The 20,925-nt window shown below is 72.7% G+C and carries 18 protein-coding genes; 2 read left to right on the top strand and 16 right to left on the bottom strand.

All coding sequences use genetic code 11. The features are described 5' to 3' along the window. Positions 1–70 precede the first annotated feature (70 nt). Complete coding sequence (gene ctaD / locus IO29_RS26965) at positions 71–1,759, top strand: aa3-type cytochrome oxidase subunit I (RefSeq protein ID WP_030381216.1); 1,689 nt, start codon at positions 71–73, stop codon at positions 1,757–1,759. Positions 1,760–1,885: 126 nt separating this feature from the next. Here the strand turns inward: ctaD and IO29_RS26960 are convergent, their stop codons facing one another. From IO29_RS26960 to IO29_RS26950, 3 genes are all read right to left on the bottom strand, one after another. Continuing rightward, positions 1,886–2,728 carry a hypothetical protein gene (locus tag IO29_RS26960; RefSeq protein ID WP_106969918.1) on the bottom strand — a complete coding sequence of 281 codons (843 nt, stop codon included), beginning with the start codon at positions 2,726–2,728 and terminating at the stop codon, positions 1,886–1,888. After that, positions 2,725–3,990 (bottom strand): glycosyltransferase family 4 protein, encoded by a 1,266-nt coding sequence (locus IO29_RS26955; RefSeq protein ID WP_030381214.1) that lies wholly within the window; start codon positions 3,988–3,990, stop codon positions 2,725–2,727. Before IO29_RS26955 ends, IO29_RS26960 begins: the two co-directional genes overlap by 4 nt. A 206-nt stretch (positions 3,991–4,196) precedes the next feature. Next, entirely contained in the window at positions 4,197–4,913 is a 717-nt protein-coding gene (locus tag IO29_RS26950) for a LysM peptidoglycan-binding domain-containing protein (protein WP_030381213.1), read from the bottom strand. Positions 4,914–5,447: 534 nt separating this feature from the next. On the opposite strand from IO29_RS26950, the gene IO29_RS26945 reads away from it, so the two are divergent. Further along, on the top strand, positions 5,448–6,251 hold the full coding sequence (locus tag IO29_RS26945) for a hypothetical protein (protein WP_030381212.1): 804 nt from the start codon (positions 5,448–5,450) through the stop codon (positions 6,249–6,251). A gap of 499 nt (positions 6,252–6,750) precedes the next feature. Here IO29_RS26945 and der read toward each other — a convergent pair whose 3' ends face one another. From der to IO29_RS26880, 13 genes are all read right to left on the bottom strand, one after another. Beyond that, a complete protein-coding gene (gene der / locus IO29_RS26940) occupies positions 6,751–8,229 on the bottom strand; it encodes a ribosome biogenesis GTPase Der (RefSeq protein ID WP_030381210.1) in 1,479 nt (492 codons plus the stop codon). Between the two features lie 74 nt (positions 8,230–8,303). Beyond that, entirely contained in the window at positions 8,304–8,891 is a 588-nt protein-coding gene (locus IO29_RS26935) for a lysophospholipid acyltransferase family protein (protein ID WP_051707959.1), read from the bottom strand. Positions 8,892–8,998: 107 nt separating this feature from the next. Further along, positions 8,999–9,679, bottom strand: a complete 681-nt coding sequence (gene cmk / locus IO29_RS26930; protein ID WP_030381208.1) for a (d)CMP kinase — start codon at positions 9,677–9,679, stop codon at positions 8,999–9,001. Between the two features lie 142 nt (positions 9,680–9,821). Continuing rightward, positions 9,822–10,916, bottom strand: a complete 1,095-nt coding sequence (locus tag IO29_RS26925; protein WP_030381207.1) for a prephenate dehydrogenase — start codon at positions 10,914–10,916, stop codon at positions 9,822–9,824. Beyond that, positions 10,913–11,275 carry a chorismate mutase gene (gene aroH, locus IO29_RS26920; RefSeq protein WP_030381206.1) on the bottom strand — a complete coding sequence of 121 codons (363 nt, stop codon included), beginning with the start codon at positions 11,273–11,275 and terminating at the stop codon, positions 10,913–10,915. The genes IO29_RS26925 and aroH overlap by 4 nt, the downstream gene beginning before the upstream one ends. Before the next feature lie 123 nt (positions 11,276–11,398). Continuing rightward, positions 11,399–12,502: a pseudouridine synthase gene (locus IO29_RS26915; RefSeq protein ID WP_030381205.1), complete on the bottom strand. Its 1,104-nt coding sequence runs from the start codon at positions 12,500–12,502 to the stop codon at positions 11,399–11,401. After that, positions 12,502–13,218, bottom strand: a complete 717-nt coding sequence (gene scpB / locus IO29_RS26910) for an SMC-Scp complex subunit ScpB (RefSeq protein ID WP_030381204.1) — start codon at positions 13,216–13,218, stop codon at positions 12,502–12,504. The genes IO29_RS26915 and scpB overlap by 1 nt, the downstream gene beginning before the upstream one ends. Beyond that, positions 13,215–14,231 (bottom strand): segregation and condensation protein A, encoded by a 1,017-nt coding sequence (locus tag IO29_RS26905; RefSeq protein WP_030381203.1) that lies wholly within the window; start codon positions 14,229–14,231, stop codon positions 13,215–13,217. The genes scpB and IO29_RS26905 overlap by 4 nt, the downstream gene beginning before the upstream one ends. Positions 14,232–14,450: 219 nt before the next feature. Then, entirely contained in the window at positions 14,451–15,053 is a 603-nt protein-coding gene (locus tag IO29_RS26900; protein WP_030381202.1) for a hypothetical protein, read from the bottom strand. Next, on the bottom strand, positions 15,038–16,171 hold the full coding sequence (locus tag IO29_RS26895) for a ParA family protein (protein ID WP_078618391.1): 1,134 nt from the start codon (positions 16,169–16,171) through the stop codon (positions 15,038–15,040). The genes IO29_RS26900 and IO29_RS26895 overlap by 16 nt, the downstream gene beginning before the upstream one ends. A 445-nt stretch (positions 16,172–16,616) precedes the next feature. Beyond that, positions 16,617–17,741 carry an alanine dehydrogenase gene (gene ald, locus IO29_RS26890; protein WP_030381200.1) on the bottom strand — a complete coding sequence of 375 codons (1,125 nt, stop codon included), beginning with the start codon at positions 17,739–17,741 and terminating at the stop codon, positions 16,617–16,619. 191 nt (positions 17,742–17,932) lie between these two features. Continuing rightward, complete coding sequence (locus tag IO29_RS26885; RefSeq protein WP_030381199.1) at positions 17,933–20,035, bottom strand: tetratricopeptide repeat protein; 2,103 nt, start codon at positions 20,033–20,035, stop codon at positions 17,933–17,935. 169 nt (positions 20,036–20,204) lie between these two features. Continuing rightward, a complete protein-coding gene (locus tag IO29_RS26880; RefSeq protein WP_030381198.1) occupies positions 20,205–20,831 on the bottom strand; it encodes an NUDIX domain-containing protein in 627 nt (208 codons plus the stop codon). Positions 20,832–20,925: the final 94 nt, after the last annotated feature.

Below are 20,925 nucleotides of genomic sequence, written 5' to 3'. Positions count from 1 at the left end.
CCGCGCGAGCACCACCGGCCGGGGCGGCGGGCAGGGCAAGCCCGGAGCGCGACGGCGGAGGGGCAGGCGAATGGGGACGGAGACCAGGGCCGCGGTACGGCGGCCGGCGGGGGCCGGACGGACGCCGGGACGGATCGTGGTGGACTGGCTGACCACCACCGACCACAAGAAGATCGGCCACCTCTATCTGATCACGTCGTTCGTGTTCTTCCTGGCCGGCGGGGTGATGGCGCTGCTGATGCGCGCCGAGCTGGCCCGGCCGGGGCTGCAACTGATGAGCAACGAGCAGTACAACCAGCTGTTCACCATGCACGGCACGATCATGCTGCTGCTCTTCGCGACCCCCACCTTCGCGGGCTTCGCCAACGAGATCATGCCGCTCCAGATCGGCTCCCCCGACGTGGCCTTCCCGCGGCTGAACATGCTGTCCTACTGGCTGTTCCTGTTCGGCGGGCTGATCGTGCTCGGCTCCCTGCTCACCCCCGGCGGGGCGGCGGACTTCGGCTGGTTCGCCTACGCCCCGCTCAACAGCATGGACCGCTCGCCCGGCATCGGCGCCGACATGTGGATCATGGGCCTGGCACTGGCCGGGTTCGGCACGATCCTGGGCGCGGTGAACTTCCTGACGACGATCGTCGGAATGCGGGCGCCGGGCATGACGATGTTCCGGATGCCGATCTTCACGTGGAACATCCTGTTCACGTCGATCCTGGTGCTGATCGCGTTCCCCGTGCTGGCGGCGGCGCTGCTGGTCCTGGAGGCGGACCGGCGGTTCGGGGCGCAGGTGTTCGCCCCGGCCGACGGCGGGGCGCTGCTGTGGCAGCACCTGTTCTGGTTCTTCGGCCACCCCGAGGTCTACATCATCGCGCTGCCGTTCTTCGGGATCATCACGGAGATCATCCCGGTCTTCAGCCGCAAGCCGGTCTTCGGCTATCTCACCCTGGTCGGCGCCACCATGGCGATCACCGGCCTCTCGGTGATCGTGTGGGCGCACCACATGTTCGCCACCGGAGGGGTGCTGCTGCCGTTCTTCTCCTTCATGAGCTTCCTGATCGCGGTGCCGACCGGGGTGAAGTTCTTCAACTGGAGCGGCACCATGCTCAAGGGCTCCCTCTCCTTCGAGACGCCGATGCTGTGGGCGGTGGGCTTCCTGGTGTCGTTCCTCTTCGGCGGGCTGACCGGCGTCATCCTCGCCTCACCGCCGCTGGACTTCCACGTCACCGACTCGTACTTCGTCGTCGCGCACTTCCATTACGTCGTCTTCGGCACGGTCGTCTTCGCGACGTTCGGGGGGTTCTCCTTCTGGTGGCCGAAGCTGACGGGGAAGATGCTCGACGAGCGGATCGGCAAGATCCACTTCTGGACGCTCTTCGTCGGGTTCCACACCACGTTCCTGGTGCAGCACTGGCTCGGGGCGGAGGGGATGCCGCGGCGGTACGCGGACTATCTGGCGGTGGACGGCTTCACCTGGCTGAACACGATCTCGACGATCGGGGCGTTTCTGCTGGGGGTGTCGACGGTGCCGTTCCTGTACAACGTGTGGAGGACGGCGCGGTACGGGGAGCGGGTGGCGGTGGACGATCCCTGGGGGTTCGGGCGGTCGCTGGAGTGGGCGACATCGTGTCCGCCGCCGCGGCACAACTTCCGGGCACTCCCGAGGATCCGCTCCGAGTCACCGGCGTTCGACCTCCACCACCCGGAGTACGCGGCACAGGCCCCCCAGCCGGAGCCGCACGCCCACCAGTCGACCACCGGGTGAACCGCCCGCCCGCCACCGGCCCGCGGGGCGCGCACCCGGCCGACGGTTCGCCGCCCCCCGGCGGAGCCGCGCAGAAGACGCGACCCCGCGCCCCTGACAGGGCTCCCCCGGTGCGGTCCTGCTGTTCTACGTCGCCGGTGTGGTGGTGAGGGTCAGGTCGTTGGAGGGGGTGTAGGCGGGGGTTATGTGGAGCTTGGGGGCGCTGGAGGGGTACGCCGTTCGGGGGTAGTGGAAGATGTCGTGTTTGTCGGGTATGTCGTCCAGGAGGCGGGACAGACGGACACGGGGGCCGGCCTCTCCCTCCGGTCGGAGCCACAGCTTCCAGACCCCCTCCGTGAGGGCCGCGTAGTCCACGACGCACAGGAATCCCCCCGGAACCGACCGCTCCGCGGTCACCTCCGCCCGTAGCACCGACTCCCCCGCATCCAGCTCCACGTACGCCCCGTCACCGAGCCCCGCACCGTAGAGCCGGCCACGGACCGTCAGCCGCGTCTCCTCGAGGGTGAGTGCGCCCGCCTCCGCGTGCGGACCCCGCAGCCAGCTGCGCACGCTGAGATTGCCGTGCTTCGTCGCGTACGGAATCCGTACCGCGATCCGCCCCGCGTCCGCGCTCGGCGCCCGGTCCACGAGCGCCCGCAGATCGTTGACGCCGGGGGTCAGCCGCCGCGCCCGCGCGTCACCGATCCGCACCTGCGCGTCCCACCGCCCCTCCGCCAGTTCGACGCTGCTCGGCAGCACCGCCCGCAGCCGCCCCCGCCCGACCGGCGTCAACGGCAGCCGCACCACGTCGTCCTCGGCGCCCCGCCGGACCAGTACGAGGTGCGCCGGACCGCTCTCACCGCCGTCGAGGACGTCGAAGGTCAGCCCGCCGGCGGAGTCGGCGATGCAGTCGGCACGCGGGGGCAGGATGGCGTCCTCCTCGGACTGCGGGGATCTCAGGGGCCGGTCGTCGGCCAGCGGCTGCGTCATGACGTGTGTCCCTTCTGCCGCCAGGCCGCGTGTCCGGCGTCGCGGACGGCGTAGGCGCTGCCGAGCAGGGCCGCGCGCGTACGGTGCAAGGAGCCGCGCATCCGGCCGCCCAGCGAGGCGCCGGCGCGGGCGCCGAGGTCGGTGAAGAGCGACTCGTACCGCTCCGCGATCCGCGCGGGGTCGAAGCGCGCGGAGTCCTCGAGCGCGGCGTGCGACATCCGCTGCCGCAGCTCGTCGTCGTTGATGAGGCCGAGCAGCCCGGAGGCGATCGCGTCCACGCTGCCCACCTTTACCAGCCGGCCGTCGACGCCGTCGGAGATGATCTCGCCGGGGCCGTGCGGGCAGTCGGTGGAGACCACCGGCAGGCCGCAGCGCATGGCCTCGACGATGGTCATGCCGAAGGACTCCATGCTGGAGGTGACCGCGGCGAGGGAGCCCTTGGCCCACTCGGGCTCGATGGGGTGGGCGGGGCCCATCAGATACACGTGGTTGTACAGGGCGAGCTGGTCGATCAGGGCGCGCAGCTTGTCCTTCTGCTTGCCGCCGCCGTAGATCCGCAGCCGCCAGTCGGGACGTTCGGCCGCGACCTTGGCGAAGGCCTTGATGAGCAGGTCGTACCGCTTGACCGGGGCGAGCCGGCCGGCCGCCACGACCCACTTGCCGGTGCCGTCGGCCGGTTCGATGCCGGGCGCGGGCACCGGGTTGGGCACGGCCTGCACCCTGACCCCCGGGAGCCGCATCTTGCGGCGGTAGGAGCGGGCGTCGGCCTCCGTGGTGGTGGTGAGCGCGTCCAGCCTCGGGTAGACACCGCGCAGCGCGAGCCGCAGCTGGGGCGAGTGGTTGTCGAGGGTGAGGTGCTCCTGGCCGACGCGCAGCGGGCCGCGCCGGGTCTGCCGGGCGAGGTGCACGTTGAGCCCCGGGCGGGTGCCGACCACCACGTCGGCCTCGACGGAGGCGAGGTGCTCGGCGATGCGCCGGTCGGTCAGGGCGCTGTACTGGTGGTATCGGCCCTCGGCGCGCGGGAAGACCTCGGCGGGACGCTGCCGTTCGGGGTCGTCGGCGTCGGCGGTGTCCCGGCGCAGATCGACGAGGTGGCGTACGCGGACACCCCGGCCGGGGGCGAACACGGGTTCGTCCCGGTGGCGGAAGACGGAGACTATTTCCACGTCGTGCTGTTCGGCCAGGGTGGACGCGAGGTTGTACGTCGTACGGATCGTCCCCCCGATCCCGTACGCGTTGTGCAGAAGGAAAGAAATATGCATGCGTCCCTGTATCCCCTGAGTTCCCCTGGCTCGTCCGCCTACTGCATGGTTAGACCCGCCACCGCGGGAAGGGGTTGGGCTCCCTCACCATCTTGTTCCAGAACGGATGCGCTATCGATAACCCGTTCGGGGAACCATTTGCCCTGTGCAAGCGTCACGGGCGGCAGGGGAACTCAGGGGTACGCGAGGGACCTCGGGGCTCCGGATCAGAGAGCGAGCCGCTGACCGGGGACGATCAGGTCGGGGTCGGCACCGATGACGTCCTCGTTGGCGGTGTAGAGCCGCTGCCAGCTGGTGCCGTGCCGCCGCGCGATGCCGCTGAGGGTGTCGCCGCTGCGGACCGTGCAGTCGCCGTGGGCGCCGCGCGAGGCACCGCGGTCGGCGCGCTCCGCCGCCGGGCGTTCGGGGGCCCGTGCCGGCCGCCGGGACGGGGCGGACTCGGGTGCCGCCCGGTGGCGGGAGCCGTTCGAGGCGCCGTCGGCGCCGCCCGGGGCGCTCCCGGTGGCTCCCGCGCGGACCGAGCAGACGGGCCAGGCGCCCCAGCCCTGCGCCCGCTGCACCTTGGCGGCCACCGCGATCTGGGCCTCCCGCGAGGCTCCGTCGGCGGTGGCGGCGTACGCGGTGCCGCCGTAGGCACGCCAGGTTCCGGCGGAGAACTGCAACCCGCCGTAGTAGCCGTTGCCGGTGTCGATGTGCCAGTCGCCGCCGCTCTCGCACTGGGCGATGCGGTCCCACACCCTGCCGTCGGCCGCGGCGGCGGTGCCGGTCGCGGCGAGCAGACCGGCCGGGGCGAGCAGCGCCGCCCCGGCGAGGACCGCGGCCCGGCGCGCCGTACGTGACGTGCGCGGTGTACGCGGCGCACGGTCCGTGGCCGGCGTCGTACGGACCTTGTCAGGACGGGAGTTGTCGGCACATGCGGACATGTAGTTCCCTCTCGGCATACCCGGGGTCCCCCAGGCGCCGCACGGCGTCCCGCGTGTCGTACGCGGTCGTCGTGCGCCGCCCCGTCCGTCGGTGTGGTGCCCCGGACCGGCGTCGCGGTCCGGCCGGCGGACGTGCCCGGGCGGTGCTCGTTGCACACGGCGGAGGAATGTAGGGAGGACGGCGGCCCGGCATCAACAGCCGGCCCGTACGGCCAGGCCACACAGTCGTTACTCCCGGTAGCGACGATTTCCGGACACCCACTTCATTCCCTGATTTCCGGATTTGTCGACCGTGCGACGAGGTGGCCTGTGAGTCACTTCACCGCGTCAACTTCCTTGACGGTCGGCGCAGTTGACGCGGAGTGACGAATTCCGGGAGTGCTCTCACCCTGTGCGTCGGTTGGTTCGATTCCGTTCGCCGCCGGGCGTGACTCCGGCCACAGGTCCTCCGTTGTGTTCTTCATGAGCCGGGCCCCCGGTTCATGGCCGGGAGCCACCCGGCACCGTCACGCACGCATCCCGAGGGAGCCACCCGTGCCGCGCATGCTCGATGTCAGCGACGACGTACGCGCCGAGATCGGCGACGAAGAGGCCGAACGGCTGCTCGCCGGAGAGAACGCCCCGGGCGGTTACGACTGCACGTCGTGCCGTACCCCGGGCGACTCGGAGCAGGAGCGCACGAGCACCGTCCTGTTCGTCGGCGAGGAGACCGCCGTCCTCGCCTTCGCCCACGCCGGCTGTCTGCCGTCGCAGGTCGTCAAGGTCACCGAGGAGCAGTTGCGGGGTGCGGTCCGCTCCATCACGGCGGACTCGGCGGCGGGGCAGGCCGGGCAGGCGGCGCAGGTGCCGGGCGCGGCGGCGCCCGAGCAGGCGGTGCTCGGGGTCACCAGCGGGCTCGTGCTGATCGCCGGTGAGCTGCATCCGGCGCTGGTCGTCGAGCCGACGGCGCCGATCGCGCGGCCCGGGGCCACGGGGATGGGCGACGACTTCCTGCCGCTCCTCATCGAGCAGGGGTTCATGCCGCTGACGGCGATCGAGACGGCGCCGGCGGTGCTGCACGGCTGGTCGGTGCTGCTCGCGATGGGGCGGCTGCACGCGGTGTTGCAGCCGGGGCCCTCCGGGGGGTCGCCGGTGGCGTGGTGGCAGGCGCACCAGCCGTTGCAGGTGACGGACGGGTGGCGGACGGCGGCGGGCAAGCACCAGCAGGTGCTGCTGTTCGCGGCTCCGGTCGGGTCCATCGGCCGGCAGCCGAGGGAGGACCTGCTGCGGGATGCGCTGGACCGCGCGGCAGCGGAGGGCAAGCTGGTGGGCGCGGCCCTCCCCCTGGCGGGCACCTGACGGTTCCTTGCCGGCCGGGGCCGCGGGGCCCCACGGGGGTTTAGGGGGTTGGCCCCCCTAAGGATGGGAGTGGGGGGAAATGGCGCATCCTAAGGGTGCGCCACGTCGTTGGCAGTTACGTGCACGCATATGACGCCCCCCGCCGCCCCGCCTTCCGCCCCGTTCCGGCCGCCCGGAGCGCGGCGGACGCCCCCGGCGGTTCCTCGGCCACGCCGATCTACGACGCGCTCTACGCCGAGTACGTCAGGTCCTACCGGGCCCTGCCCGGCGACCGCACGGGCGAGGAGGAGTTCCGCTTCACCGGCTTCGGCGACGCCTTCCACCACCGCACCGGCACCTACCACTCCCCCACCCACGGCACGTACGGCGCCTTCAGCGCCGGCGCGCACGGCGCACGCCGTGCCGCCGCCGCGCAGCAGACCCACTCGCGCGCCCGGCCCCCGCGGGGCGGGGCGCCCCCCCCCCCCCCCCCCCCCCCCCCCCCCCCCCCCCCCGCCGGTCACTTCTTCTTGCCGCGCTTCTCCCGCACCCGCACGGAGATGTGGATCGGCGTCCCCTCGAAGCCGAACTCCTCCCGCAGCCGGCGCTCGATGAACCGCCGGTACCCCGCCTCGATGAACCCGGAGGCGAACAGCACGAACCGCGGCGGCTTGGTGCCGGCCTGCGTACCGAAGAGGATGCGCGGCTGCTTGCCGCCCCGGATCGGGTGCGGATGAGCGGCGACCAGCTCGCCGAGGAACGCGTTGAGCCGCCCCGTCGGCACCCGCGTCTCCCAGCCTGCCAGCGCGGTCTCGACCGCGGGGACCAGCTTCTCCATGTGCCGCCCGGTGCGCGCCGAGACGTTGACTCGCGGCGCCCACGCCACCTGGCCCAGCTCCGTCTCGATCTCCCGCTCCAGGTAGTAGCGGCGCTCCTCGTCGAGCGTGTCCCACTTGTTGAAGGCGAGGACGATCGCGCGGCCCGCCTCGACCGCCATGGTCACGATCCGCTGGTCCTGGACCGAGATGGACTCGGACGCGTCGATCAGGATGACCGCGACCTCCGCCTTCTCCACCGCGGCCGCGGTGCGCAGCGAGGCGTAGTAGTCGGCGCCCTGCTGGAGGTGGACCCGCTTGCGGATGCCCGCCGTGTCGACGAACTTCCAGGTCACGCCGCCGAGTTCGATCAGCTCGTCGACCGGGTCGCGGGTGGTGCCCGCCAGTTCGTTGACGACGACGCGCTCCTCGCCGGCCACCTTGTTCAGCAGCGAGGACTTGCCGACGTTGGGCCGGCCGATGAGCGCGATACGGCGCGGCCCGCCGATGCCGGTCCCGCCGAAGGACTCGCGCGGCGCCTCGGGCAGCGCCTCCAGGACCTTGTCCAGCATGTCGCCGGTGCCACGGCCGTGCAGCGCCGAGACCGGGTGCGGTTCGCCGAGGCCGAGCGACCAGAGGTAGGAGGCGTCGGCCTCGCCGCTCGGGCCGTCGACCTTGTTGGCGCACAGCACCACCGGCTTGCCCGCCTTGCGCAGCAGCCGGACGACGGCCTCGTCGGTGTCGGTCGCGCCGACCTTGGCGTCGACGACGAAGACCACCGCGTCGGCGGCCTCGATCGCGTACTCGGCCTGCGCGGCCACGGAGGCGTCGATGCCGAGGACGTCCTGCTCCCAGCCGCCGGTGTCGACGACCTTGAAGCGGCGGCCGGCCCACTCGGCCTCGTAGGTGACGCGGTCGCGGGTGACCCCCGGCTTGTCCTCGACGACCGCCTCGCGGCGGCCGATGATCCGGTTCACGAGTGTCGACTTGCCGACATTGGGGCGGCCGACGACGGCGAGGACCGGCAGCGGGCCGTGCCCGGCCTCCTCGATCGCGCCCTCGACGTCCTCGATGTCGAAGCCCTCTTCGGCGGCCAGCTCCATGAACTGCGCGTACTCGGCGTCGCCGAGCGCCCCGTGGTCGTGCTCCTCGCCCGAGCCCTCGGGGTGGATGTGGTCGTTCATGAAGTCCGTACCTCGTTCATCGTGGTGATCGGTGGAACCCCCCTGTACCGGGTGATCCACTACTCAAGTGTCACTCAGCGCCCGGTGAGGCGCCTGGCGTTTTCCAGGTGCGCGGTGAGCTGCTTCTGGATGCGCTCGGTGGCCTCGTCCAGCGCCTTGCGGGTGCGCCGCCCGCTGCCGTCGCCCGCCTCGAAGGGCTCACCGAAGACGACATCGACCCGGGAGCGCAGTGGGGGCAGCGCCTTTATCAACCGTCCGGGACGGTCCGTGCTTCCCAGCACCGCGACCGGGACGATCGGGGCGCCGCCACGCACCGCGAAGTAGGCGAGCCCGGCGCGCAGCGAGGCGAAGTCGCCCTCGCCCCGGGTGCCCTCCGGGAAGATGCCCAGGACTCCGCCGTCCGCCAGCACACCGAGCGCCTGCCCTATGGCCGTGCGGTCGGTGGAGTGGCGGTCCACCTTGAGCTGGCCGATGCCGGTGAGGAAGCGCCCCAGCGGGCCGACGAACGCCTCCTTCTTGATCAGGAAGTGCGTCGGCCGGGGCGCCACGCCCATGACCATGGGGCCGTCGACGTTGTGCGAGTGGTTGACGGCGAAGATCAGCGGACCGGTGGCGGGCACCCGCCAGGCACCGAGGACGCGCGGCTTCCACAGCCCGTACATCAGTCCGACGCCGATGCGCCGGCCCACCTCGGCACCCTTCCCGGACGGACCGGACGGAGCGGAGGGCACGGACGGAGCGGAGCGGCCGGACGGAGCGGAGGGCACGGTCACTTCCCGGCCCGCTTCTCCTCGACGAGGGTGACGACGCACTCGACGACCTGCTGAAGGGTCAGCTCGGTGGTGTCCACCTCGACCGCGTCGTCCGCCTTGGCCAGCGGGGAGGTCTTGCGGCCGGCGTCGGCCGCGTCCCGCTTGATCAGGGCCTCGCGGGTGGCCTGGACGTCGGCGCCCTTGAGCTCGCCGCTGCGGCGGGCGGCACGCGCCTCCGGGGAGGCGGTGAGGAAGATCTTCAGGTCGGCGTCGGGCAGCACGGTCGTGCCGATGTCGCGGCCCTCGACGACGATGCCCCGCGCGGCACCCGCGGCGAGCGAGCGTTGCAGCTCGGTGATCCGGGCACGCACCTCGGGCACCGCGCTGACGGCGCTGACCTTGGCCGTGACCTCCTGGGTGCGGATCGGACCGGCCACGTCGGTTCCGTCGACCGTGATCGTCGGCCGCTCCGGGTCGGTGCCGGAGACGATCTCGGGCTTGCCGGCCGCGTCGGCGATCGCCGACGGGTCGTCTATGTCGATGCCGTTGGTCACCATCCACCAGGTGATCGCCCGGTACTGGGCGCCGGTGTCCAGGTAGCTCAGGCCGAGCTGTGCGGCCACGGCCTTCGACGTGCTCGACTTGCCCGTGCCGGAGGGGCCGTCGATGGCGACAATCACTGCCGGGACGCTTTCCACGGTGGAACACCTTCCAGGTGCAGGGTGGTGGGTGAAGGGTGGTGCGGGACGGCCCTGGGGCGTCCCGCACAAGGTTACTGGCTCACGGACACCCCTCCGACAGCCGAGCCCGGCTCACCGCCCGGCGGTCAGCGCCGGACGGTCACTGGCGGATCGCCCAGCCCCGTTCCCGCAGCGCCGCCGTGAGGACGGGCGCACGGCTCGGCTCCACCATCAGCTGGACATGACCGGCCTGCTGCCCCGTCGCGTGCTCGATGCGGACGTCCTCGATGTTGACGCCGGCCAGCCCCGCGTCGGCGAAGATACGGGCCAGCTGGCCCGGCTGGTCGTCGATGAGCACGGCGACGACCTCGTAGGCCCGCGGGGCACTGCCGTGCTTGCCGGGGACCCGGACCTGTCCGGCGTTGCCGCGCCGCAGCATGGTCTCGACGCCGTCGGCGCCCTCGCGCCGCTTGCTGTCGTCGGAGGACTGCAATGCGCGCAGCGCCCGTACGGTCTCGTCGAGGTCGGCGGCGACGTCGGTGAGCAGGTCGGCGACGGGTCCGGGATTGGCGGAGAGGATGTCGATCCACATCCGGGGGTCGGAGGCGGCGATCCGGGTCACGTCCCGGATGCCCTGCCCGCACAGCCGTACGGCGCTCTCCTCGGCGTGCTGGAGCCGTGCGGCGACCATGCTGGAGACCAGATGCGGCATGTGCGAGACGAGGGCGACGGCGCGGTCGTGGGCGTCGGCGTCCATGACGACGGGGACGGCACGGCAGTGCGAGACCAGTTCGAGGGCGAGGTTGAGCACCTCGGTGTCGGTGTCCCGGGTGGGGGTCAGCACCCAGGGGCGGCCCTCGAAGAGGTCCCCGGTGGCGGCCAGCGGGCCGGACTTCTCGCGGCCGGACATGGGGTGCGTGCCGAGGTAGCGGGCGAGCAGCTCGTCGCCCAGGCCGAGGGCCTCGAGTTCGCGGCGGGGGCCGCCCTTGACGCTGGCCACGTCGAGGTAGCCGTACCCGAGGCCGCGTCGCATGGCGTCGGCGAGCACGGTGGCGACGTGGGCGGGCGGGGCGGCGACGAGCACCAGGTCGACGGGGCCCTCGGGGGCCTCGTCGGTGCCGGCGCCGAGTGCGGCGGCCGTCCGGGCCTGCTCGGGGTCGTGGTCGGCGAGGTGCACGGTGACACCGCGCTGCGCCAGCGCGAGCGCGGCGGAGGTGCCGATCAGTCCCGTGCCGAGGACGAGTGCGGTTCTCACTGGGCGATGTCCTTGCGCAGGGCGGCCGCGGCGCCGAGGTAGACGTGGGCGAGGCCGGCGCGCGGCCGGTCGGTCTCGACGTGCGCGAGTATCCGTACGACCCGGGGCATGGCGCCCGCGATGTCGAGTTCCTGGGCGCAGATCAGGGGCACGTCGACGATGCCGAGCTTGCGGGCGGCGACCGCCGGGAAGTCGCTGTGCAGATCGGGCGTGGCCGTGAACCAGATGCTGATCAGGTCCTCGGCGGTCAGCCCGTTCCGCTCCATCAGTGCGGTGAGCAGCTCGCCGACCTGCTCGCTCATGTGTCCGGCCTCGTCCCGCTCGAGCTGGACGGCGCCCCGGACCGCTCGTACCGCCACGTGCTGCTCCTCGCTGTGTCGCCTACGGCGTGCGTACGGATGGTGTAGGTCAAGCGTAGTCAGCGAGGAGGGCGCCGGGACCGCGGCGCCCGTCTGACGAGACGGTACGAGCAGGGCACCGGCCTACAGCTCGACCTCCTGCATCAGCATGCCGACCTCCGTGTTCGACAGCCGCCGCAGCCAGCCCGACTTCTGGTCGCCCAGGGTGATCGGGCCGAACGCCGTGCGGACGAGCTTGTCGACCGGGAAGCCCGCCTCCGCCAGCATCCGCCGCACGATGTGCTTGCGGCCCTCGTGCAGGGTGACCTCGACGAGGTAGTTCTTGCCGGTCTGTTCGACCACCCGGAAGTGGTCCGCGCGCGCGTACCCGTCCTCGAGCTGGATGCCGTCCTTGAGCCGCTTGCCGAGGTCGCGCGGGATGGGGCCGACGATGTGCGCGAGGTAGGTCTTGCGCACGCCGTAGCGCGGGTGGGTCAGCCGGTGGGCCAGCTCGCCGTGGTTGGTGAGCAGGATGACGCCCTCGGTCTCGGTGTCGAGCCTGCCGACGTGGAAGAGCCGGGTCTCGCGGTTGGTGACGTAGTCACCGAGGCACTGCCGTCCCTCGGGGTCCTCCATCGTGGAGACGACGCCGGCGGGCTTGTTCAGCGAGAAGAACTGGTACGACTGCGTGGCGACGGTGAGCCCGTCGACCTTGATCTCGTCGTGCTCGGGATCGACCCGCTTGCCCTGCTCGAGCACGATCTCGCCGTTGACCTCGACGCGGGCGTCCTCGATCAGCTCCTCGCAGGCGCGGCGGGAGCCGTAGCCGGCGCGGGCGAGGACCTTTTGCAGCCGCTCGCCCTCCTGCTCCGCGCCGGGGAAGGTCTTCGGCGGCCGGACGTCCTTCTTGTCGGCGTACCGCTCGCGGTTGCGCTCCTCGGCGCGGGCCTCGTACTCGCGGGAGCGGGCCGGGGCCGAACGGCCGCCGCGGCCGGTGCCGCCGCTGCCGCCCTGCTGGGGCTGGCGGGGGCCGCCCTTGGCCCCGCCGCGCGCGCCGGCGCCCCGCGCGGAGTCGCCGCGGCCGGCCTTCGGGCCGTCCTTGGTGGCGCCGGGACCGACGTCGTAACGGCGCTCCTCGGGGCGGGGCCGGCGGGGGCGGCCGCCCTGCCCCTGCCTGTCGTCCCTGTTGTTGCCGGCACCGCGGTGGTTACCGCGCCCGCCGCTCTTGCCGCTGCCGCTGCTTCGCATCAAAGTTCCGTCGTCGTCGTGTATGTGTGGTGCGTGGTGTACGTGTGGTGCGTGGTGTCCGGGGCGCGGTCCTCGTCCGGGTCCGGCGCGTCCGGGTCGAACGACGGTACGCCCTCCTGGGTGTCGGCCTCGATCGCCTCCGCCTCCGGGAGGAAGGGCGCGAGCTCCGGGAGTTCGTCCAGGCCGCGCAGGCCCATCCGCTCCAGGAAGTAGTTCGTCGTCACGTACAGGATCGCACCTGTTTCGGGTTCCGTGCCCGCCTCCTCCACCAGCCCGCGCTGGAGGAGGGTGCGCATGACGCCGTCGCAGTTGACCCCGCGGACGGCGGAGACACGGCTGCGGCTGACCGGCTGGCGGTAGGCGACGACCGCGAGGGTCTCCAGCGCGGCCTGGGTGAGCCGGGCCTGCTGCCCGTCCAGGACGAAGCGTTCGACGGCGGGGGCGTAGTCGGCGCGGGTGTAGAAGCGCCAGCCGTTCGCGACGAAGCGCAGCTCGAAGCCGCGGCGCTGTGCGGTGTACTCGTCGGCCAGCTCGCGCAGGGCGCGGGTGATCTCGCGGCGGGGCCGCTGGAGGATCTTGGCGAGGTGCGCCTCGGTGGCGGGCTCGTCGACGACCATGAGGACGGCCTCGAGAGCGGGCTTGAGGTCGAGCCCGGCGACGGGGTCGAGGGCGGGGTCGGTGCCGGCCTCCGTCCCCCCGGCGATCTGCTCACTCACGCGTCCTTCTCCTCCTTCTTCTCCGGTGGGCGGTCGAACTCGTCCGTGACGGTGGGCTGTTGGTCACCGTCACCGGTCCAGCGGACCAGGAGCTCGCCGAGGGCGGTCTCCTGGTCCAGGGCGACGGCCTTCTCGCGGTACAGCTCCAGCAGGGCGAGGAACCGGGCGACGACGGTGAGGGTGTCGTCGGTGTCCTCGACGAGTACCCGGAAGCTGGCCTCGCCGAGTTCGCGCAGCCGGGCCACGACGATGCCGGCCTGCTCGCGGACGCTCACCAGCGGGGCGTGGATGTGGTCGACGTAGACCTGCGGCTTGGGCTTGGGCTGCATCGCCTTGACGGCGAGCCGGGCGAACCCCTCGGGTCCGATGCTGATGACGACGTCGGGGAGCAGCTCGGCGTGGTGCGGTTCGAGGCCGACGGTGCGCGGGTAGCGACGGGCCTCGGCTTCGGCCCGCCCGTGGAAGATCTCGGCGATCCGCTTGTACGCGCGGTACTGGAGCAGCCGCGCGAACAGCAGGTCGCGTGCCTCCAGCAGGGCGAGGTCGGCCTCGTCCTCGACCTCGGCGGTGGGCAGCAGCCGGGCCGCCTTGAGGTCGAGCAGGGTGGCCGCGACGACGAGGAACTCGGTCGTCCGGTCCAGGTCCCAGTCGCTCCCCATCCCCCGGATGTGCGCCATGAACTCGTCGGTCACCTTCGACAGGGCGACCTCGGTGACGTCCAGCTTGTGCCGCGAGATCAGCTGCAACAGCAGATCGAAGGGCCCCTCGAAGTTCACCAGCCGCACGGTGAACACACCCTCCGGCTCGGCAAGCGGCTCGGGCGTTGTTTCCGTGTCGACGACGCGCTCGGGCGGGGGCGGCGCTTCGGCGGCCTGCTCGGACGGCGGCGCCGGGGGCGACTGCGCCGGGGGCGACGGCGCGGCGTCCTGTTCGGGGGGCGTGAGCGTGCGGGGCGAGGTGGGCCCGGCGCCCAGAGGGCGGCGGCGGCCGCGGGGAGTGTCGGGCGGGGTCATAGCGCTCGCAGGCTACCTTCTGCCGTCCGCGGCACAGGACTACCGACCCGGCTGAAAGGGGCGCGGGGCTGTGTCACCATGCGGCTCCGCCGCGTGGGCGCGAAACGGGGCGGAGCCCCGTGTGGGGGTCCGGGGGCGGGCCCCCGGAGGCCGGGAAGGGAAGGGGCGGCGGGGGCGAGCGGAAGCCCTGCACCGCCGCACCGAGACGCGGGCGCGGGCCTACCGGCCCCGCAACCGCCGTACCAGAATGCTGGCGTCCCCACGCTGTTCCAGGTCCGCCAGGACCACGGCGACGGCCTCGCGGACGATACGGCCGCGATCCACCGCCAGCCCGTGCTCACCACGCAGCACCAGCCGCGCGTGCTCCAGGTCCATCAGCTCCTCGGCGGAGACATAGACCGTGATCTTCTCGTCGTGCCGTTCCCGCCCACTGGGCCGCCGATTCGCGTTCCGCCCGCGCCGACGAGGCTGAGCCGCGGCGGCGGGCACACCAGCGCCCTCCGGCCCGGCCGCCCGCCGCGCGGTCGCGGTGCCCGCGCCCGCCCCGGACCCGGGCCCGTCCGGCGAGCGTGCCCCGCGCGACTCACCGCTCTGCGCACCGGAGTCCGCGGCGACGTGCTCGTCGCCCTCGCCGTCACCGCCCTGCACCGGCACCGCCGTCGGGGCGTCCTCCGCGGCCGCGGCCGCGTCGCCCTCCCCCGCGGGGGCCGGCACCCGGGCCTCGCCGTTGGCCTGGCGCCGGGGGGTGGACGCCTGGAGCGCCATCCCCCCTGTCGTACGGAACAGTTCGTCGGCCCCCGGCAGACTCACTCGGCGTGACACCGGGCGAGCACCTCCCTGGCGAGCTGGCGGTAGGCGGCGGCACCGACGGAGTTGGAGGCGTACGTGGTGATCGGCTCACCGGCGACCGTGGTCTCCGGGAAGCGGACCGTACGTCCGATGACCGTGTGGTACACGTGGTCGTCGAACGCCTCGACGACCCGGGCCAGCACCTCGCGGCTGTGCACGGTGCGCGAGTCGTACATCGTGGCGAGGATGCCGTCGAGCTCCAGCTCGGGGTTGAGCCGCTCCTGGACCTTCTCGATCGTCTCGGTCAGCAGCGCGACACCGCGCAGCGCGAAGAACTCGCACTCCAGCGGCACGATGACCTTGTGCGCGGCGGTCAGCGCGTTGACGGTGAGCAGGCCGAGGGAGGGCTGGCAGTCGATGACGATGTAGTCGTAGTCGGACATCAGCGGCTTGAGCGCGCGCTGGAGCGTCGACTCGCGCGCGACCTCCGACACGAGCTGCACCTCGGCCGCCGAGAGGTCGATGTTGCTGGGCAGCAGGTCCATGTTGGGGACCGCGGTCTTCAGCAGCACCTCGTCGGCGGCCATGCCCCGCTCCATGAGCAGGTTGTAGACCGTGAGGTCGAGTTCCATCGGGTTGACCCCGAGACCCACGGACAGCGCGCCCTGCGGGTCGAAGTCGACGAGCAGCACCCGGCGCCCGTACTCCGCGAGCGCGGCGCCCAGGTTGATGGTCGACGTCGTCTTGCCGACGCCGCCCTTCTGGTTGCACATCGCGATGATCTTCGCGGGGCCGTGGTCCGTGAGCGGGCCCGGGATGGGGAAGTACGGCAGCGGACGCCCGGTCGGCCCGATGCGCTCACGCCGCTGACGGGCCGCGTCGGGCGCGAGCGTGGCCGCGTACTCGGGGTCGGGCTCGTACTCCGCGTCGGGGTCGTAGAAGTGCCCGTCGGGCAGTTCGTCGTAGTCGGCGAAGTGGTTGTGCACCTCGCCCCTGCTGTCGCCGGCCATGGCGTTCACGTGTGGGCCATCCATGCTCTTGTGTGCTGTCGGAGCCATGTGGGGGCTGTGGCTCTGGTGGGCTGCGAAGGTACGGACAGCGACGGAGCCGACAGCCTCGAGCCTCGCGGGGTCCGACCCTCGCGCAGGCATTCCTGGTTGACCACCCCCGGGAGTGAATGTCGACTCGTTCACAAGTCGTCTTACCTCCTTGGTGACCAGGAAACTTCTAGACAGGTCAGCGTGGCACCATGCCGACGGTTGGCGACTCTATGGCGTGTCGGCCGTCCGCAGCAACACAATCCGCCGGACCCGGCCCGATGTGTCGGCAATGAAACATCCCCCTGTCAAGGGCGTACGGAGGGCGTACAGCTGCTGAATGCCGGATTCGCCCCGTGCGCGAATCGGTAGAACGGTTGTTTTTGCGACGAGTTGAACGAGCGTCGCAAAGTGACCATACACACACCCGGCCGGACCTTGTCGACAAGGTCCGGCCGGGTGCGCGGCGTTGACCGCGAATGTTGACCTGTCGCCTTGTGGCACAGGCGACTTGCGGGGAGATGTGGAGGCACGCCGGAGCGCGCCGCGCCCCCGCCGCTCAGCCGAGCAGGGTGGACAGCTCCACGTGCTCCAGACCGTGTGCCTCGGCGACCTCCTTGTAAACCACCTTGCCCTCATGGACGTTGAGCCCCTTGGCGAGCGCGGGGTCGCGGCGCAGCGCCTCCGTCCAGCCCCGGTCGGCCAGTTCCACGATGTACGGCAGCGTGGCGTTGGTGAGCGCGTAGGTGGAGGTGTTGGGGACGGCGCCGGGCATGTTGGCGACGCAGTAGAACACCGACTCGTGGACCGGGAAGGCCGGTTCGGCGTGCGTGGTGGGGCGGGAGTCCTCGAAGCAGCCGCCCTGGTCGATCGCGATGTCGACAAGGACACTTCCCGGCTTCATCCGGGAGACCAGCTCGTTGGTGACCAGTTTCGGCGCCTTGGCGCCCGGGACGAGCACCGCGCCGATGACGAGGTCGGCCTCCAGGCACGCCCGCTCCAGCTCGAAGGCGTTGGAGACGACCGTCTGGATCCGGGTGCCGAAGATCTTGTCGGCTTCCTTGAGCTTGTTGATGTCCTTGTCGAGCAGGGTCACGTGGAAGCCCATGCCGATGGCGATCTGCGCGGCGTTCCAGCCGGAGACTCCGCCGCCGATGACGACGGCCCGGCCGGCCGGCACGCCGGGGACGCCGCCGGGCAGCACGCCGCGCCCGCCGCCCGCGCGCATCAGGTGGTAGGCGCCGACCTGCGGGGCGAGCCGGCCGGCCACCTCGGACATGGGCGCGAGCAGCGGCAGCGCGCGGCCGGGCAGTTCGACGGTCTCGTAGGCGATGGCGGTGGTGCCCGACTCCAGCAGGGCGTCGGTGCACTCCTTGGAGGCGGCCAGGTGCAGATAGGTGAAGAGGATCTGGTCCTTGCGCAGCCGGTGGTACTCCTCGGCCACCGGCTCCTTCACCTTCAGCAGCAGATCGGCCGCCGCCCACACCTCGTCGGCGGTGTCCAGGATGCGGGCGCCGGCGGCGGTGTACTCGTCGTCCGTGAGGGAGGAGCCGAGACCCGCGCCCCGTTCCACCACGACCTGGTGACCCCCTCGAACGAGCTCGTGCACACCGGCCGGGGTGATGGCCACGCGGAACTCGTTGTTCTTGACCTCGCGGGGAATACCGACCTTCACGTCGATCACGGTCCTTGGTTCGCAGGAAACGTCAATGACTGCATACCCGGACGCGTGAGGGCACACCGGGGCAGACCGCACGAGAAGGTGCGGCCAAATCAGTCTAATGAAGGTGTTCCCTCTGTCCAGCCTTCCAAAGGGCAAATCTTCTGCGGATGCACTGCGGATTTCGTAGGTGTTTCAGGCTGTGTTCCTTGCCGTCACACCTCTGCGCCGTCCGGCGCCGTGCCGGGCTCCGCCTCCCGCAGCCGCTCGGCGGCTCCCCGGTGCAGCCGGGCCCCCGCCGGGTCGCCCGTGCGTTCCAGCGCCTCGGCGAGCCGTGTGTGCAGGGCCGACTGAAGCCGCCCGTCCTCCGCGCGCCGGGCCAGTTCGACCGCCTCCTGGTACGTCTGAAGCGCCTCGTCCGCGCGCCCCGCGGCCTCCTGCACCCCGGCCAGCTCGCCCATCGCCCGCGCCTGTGCGACGACGTCACCGCCGCGCCGGTGCCCGGTGACCGCGGACCGCCAGGAGCGCAGCGCCTCCGCGTACCGCCCCGCGCGGGCGTGTGCCCCGCCGATGCGGCCGTGCAGCCGGGCGGCGTCCGCGCGCTCGTCGCGGGCGAGCCGCTGGGCGAGCGCGCGCCCGAACCAGTCGGCGGCCCGGTCGGGGTCCCCCAGCGCGAGGTGGGCCGCGCCGACGGATTCCGTCGCGCGGCCGGTCGCGTACGGGTCGCCCGCCTCGCGCCCGGCGTCGAGCGCGGCCCGGTAGCGGGCCAGCGCGTCCCGGGCACGGCCGGCCCGGGCGTCCAGGTCGGCGAGGTTGAGCAGCGCCGCCGCCCGCTCCCGGGGCAGGTGGCGGCGTTCGGCGACGTCGAGGACGAGCAGGTGGATGCCGTACAGCTCGGGCGCGGCGGCCTGGGTGCCGAGGTGCGCCACCATGGCGCGCACCAGCTGGGACATCAGCCGGCGGGCCAGGGTGTCCAGCTCCCCGTCGGCGACGGCGAGCCGGGCGGCGGCCAGCAGCGCGGGCTGCCGGGCGCGCAGCCAGTCGGCGGCGGCACGCGGGTCGGCGAAGCGCAGCGCGGGCGGCGTGGCCAGCAGTTTCTCCCGGGACGCGGGGCTGTCGGTCTCGGTGACGGCACGGCAGGACTGCAACAGCCGCAGGGTGCGCTCCAGCATCCGGGCGCGGGCCAGGCGCAGCTCGCCGGGGCGGTCCTCGGCCTCGGCGCGGGCGCGCAGCAGGGGCTGGAGGCAGCCGGGGACCTCGTACTGCGGCAGTTCGGTGGGCAGGCGGTGCAGGAATCCGGCGTCCACGCACGCGTCGAGGACGCTGCGGGCGGCGCCCATCGAGCAGCCGGCCAGCGCGGAGGCGGTGTGCGGGTCGGCCGGGACGGCGGGGACGAGGGAGAGCAGCCGCAGCATCCGCCGGGCACCGGCGGGCAGTCCGGCGTAGGCGAGCCGGAACACCTTGGCGAGCGGGGCGCCGCCCTCGGTGTCGGCGTTCAGGTGCCGGGTGACGTCGGCGACGGCGGCCTTGGGGCGGGCGGCCAGCCAGCCCCCGGCGAGGACCAGCGCGGCGGGCTGGCCGCCGCACGCCTCGGCGAGCTGCTCGGCGGCGCGCGGGTCGACGGTGATGCGGACGGCGCCGGTGCGGCGGGTGAGCAGGGCCACCGCGGACGCGGTGTCCAGGCCGCCGACCGTGCAGGGGCGGACGTCGGAGATGCCGGTCAGCGGCCCGCGGGAGACGGCGACGACGAGGCAGTCGGGGCTGTCGGGCAGCAGCGCGTCGACCTGTTCGGCGCCGGCCGCGTCGTCCAGCAGGAGCAGTACGCGCCGCTCGCCGAGGGCCTCGCGCAGCAGCTCGCTCAGCTCGTCCTCGCCGGCCCCGGGCGGTACGGGCCGGCCGAGCGCGGTCAGCAGCTGCCGGGCGGTGCGCTCGGTGGGGACGGGGGTGCCGTCGGGTTCGCTCAGGCGGGCGCGCAGCACCCCGTCCTCGTAGTCGTCGGCCACCCGCCGCAGCAGTTCCTCGGCGAGTGCGGTACGGCCCTGGCCCGGACGCCCGGCGATGAGCAGCACCCGGGCGCGGGGGGCCTTGCGGCCGGAGAGGGTGTCGAGGCCGGCGCGGGCGATGTCGGCGCGCAGTTCGCGCAGTTCGTGGGCGCGGCCGAGGAATTCGGGGTCGGGGGCGGGACGTTCGGGGTGCCGGCGGTCGTCGGCCTGTCGTTCCGGGGACCGGCTCTCGGGGAGCCGGCGCCCGGCGGGGGCCGTGTCCGGCGCGGGGCCGGGCAGTCCGCCGTCGTCGGTGTCCACCGCCTGATCCGTCACGGGTCACGCTCCCGTCCCACTGCGCGCACGGACCCGCCGCACTCCGCACGGGTCGTCCTCAGAGCCTAGTTGACGCTCTGAGGTCTCCCGGCGGACCGGGGCGGGCACGGCACGCGGCTCACCCGATCGGATCAGGCGATCGTAGGACTTGCGGAAGGGGTGCGCGTGCTCACGCCTCGAACGGGCGGGCCGGCCACGGGGCGAGCGCCGGGCGCAGGGCGTCCAGGCCCTCCCCGTCCCGCGCCGCCACCAGCGACAGCGCGCCGACGACGAGGCAGTTGTTGTGCAGCTCCCCGGCGAGCACCCCGCGCACCAGCTCGGCCACGGGCACCCGGGCGAGCTCCATGTCGGCCTCCTCGTGCTCGACCTCGAACCGCTCCCCCTCCGCCTCCGACAGGTCACGGGCGAGGAAGATCCGCACGGCCTCGTCGCAGCCGCCGGGGGTGGTGTAGACGTCGGTGAGGACCCGCCAGTCCTCGGCCTTGACGTGCGCCTCCTCGTACAGCTCGCGCTGGGCGGCGTGCAGCGGGTTCTCACCGGGGACGTCGAGCAGTCCGGCCGGGATCTCCCACAGCCGCTGGCGCACCGGGTGGCGGTACTGGCGCAGCACCAGGACGCGGTCCTCGTCGTCCAGGGCGAGGACGGCCACCGAGCCGGGGTGCACCTGGTAGTCCCGGCGTGCGACCGACCCGTCGGGCATGACCACCTCGTCGGTGCGGACGGAGGTCTTGTTGCCCCGGAACGGGGTCTCGGTGCCCCGGATCTCCCACTCCTCGGCGGCGTCCTTGATCGTCATGCCTGTCCTTCCCCATGAGCCGCGTGGGCCCCATGTGCACGAAACCGGGGTGCGCGCCCGTCGGAACCCTGGGGTTCCGGGGACCCGCACCCCG

The organism is Streptomyces sp. NRRL F-6676, from assembly GCF_000725625.1.
GTDB lineage: Bacteria > Actinomycetota > Actinomycetes > Streptomycetales > Streptomycetaceae > Streptomyces.
This window is presented reverse-complemented; position numbering and strand designations above follow the sequence as displayed.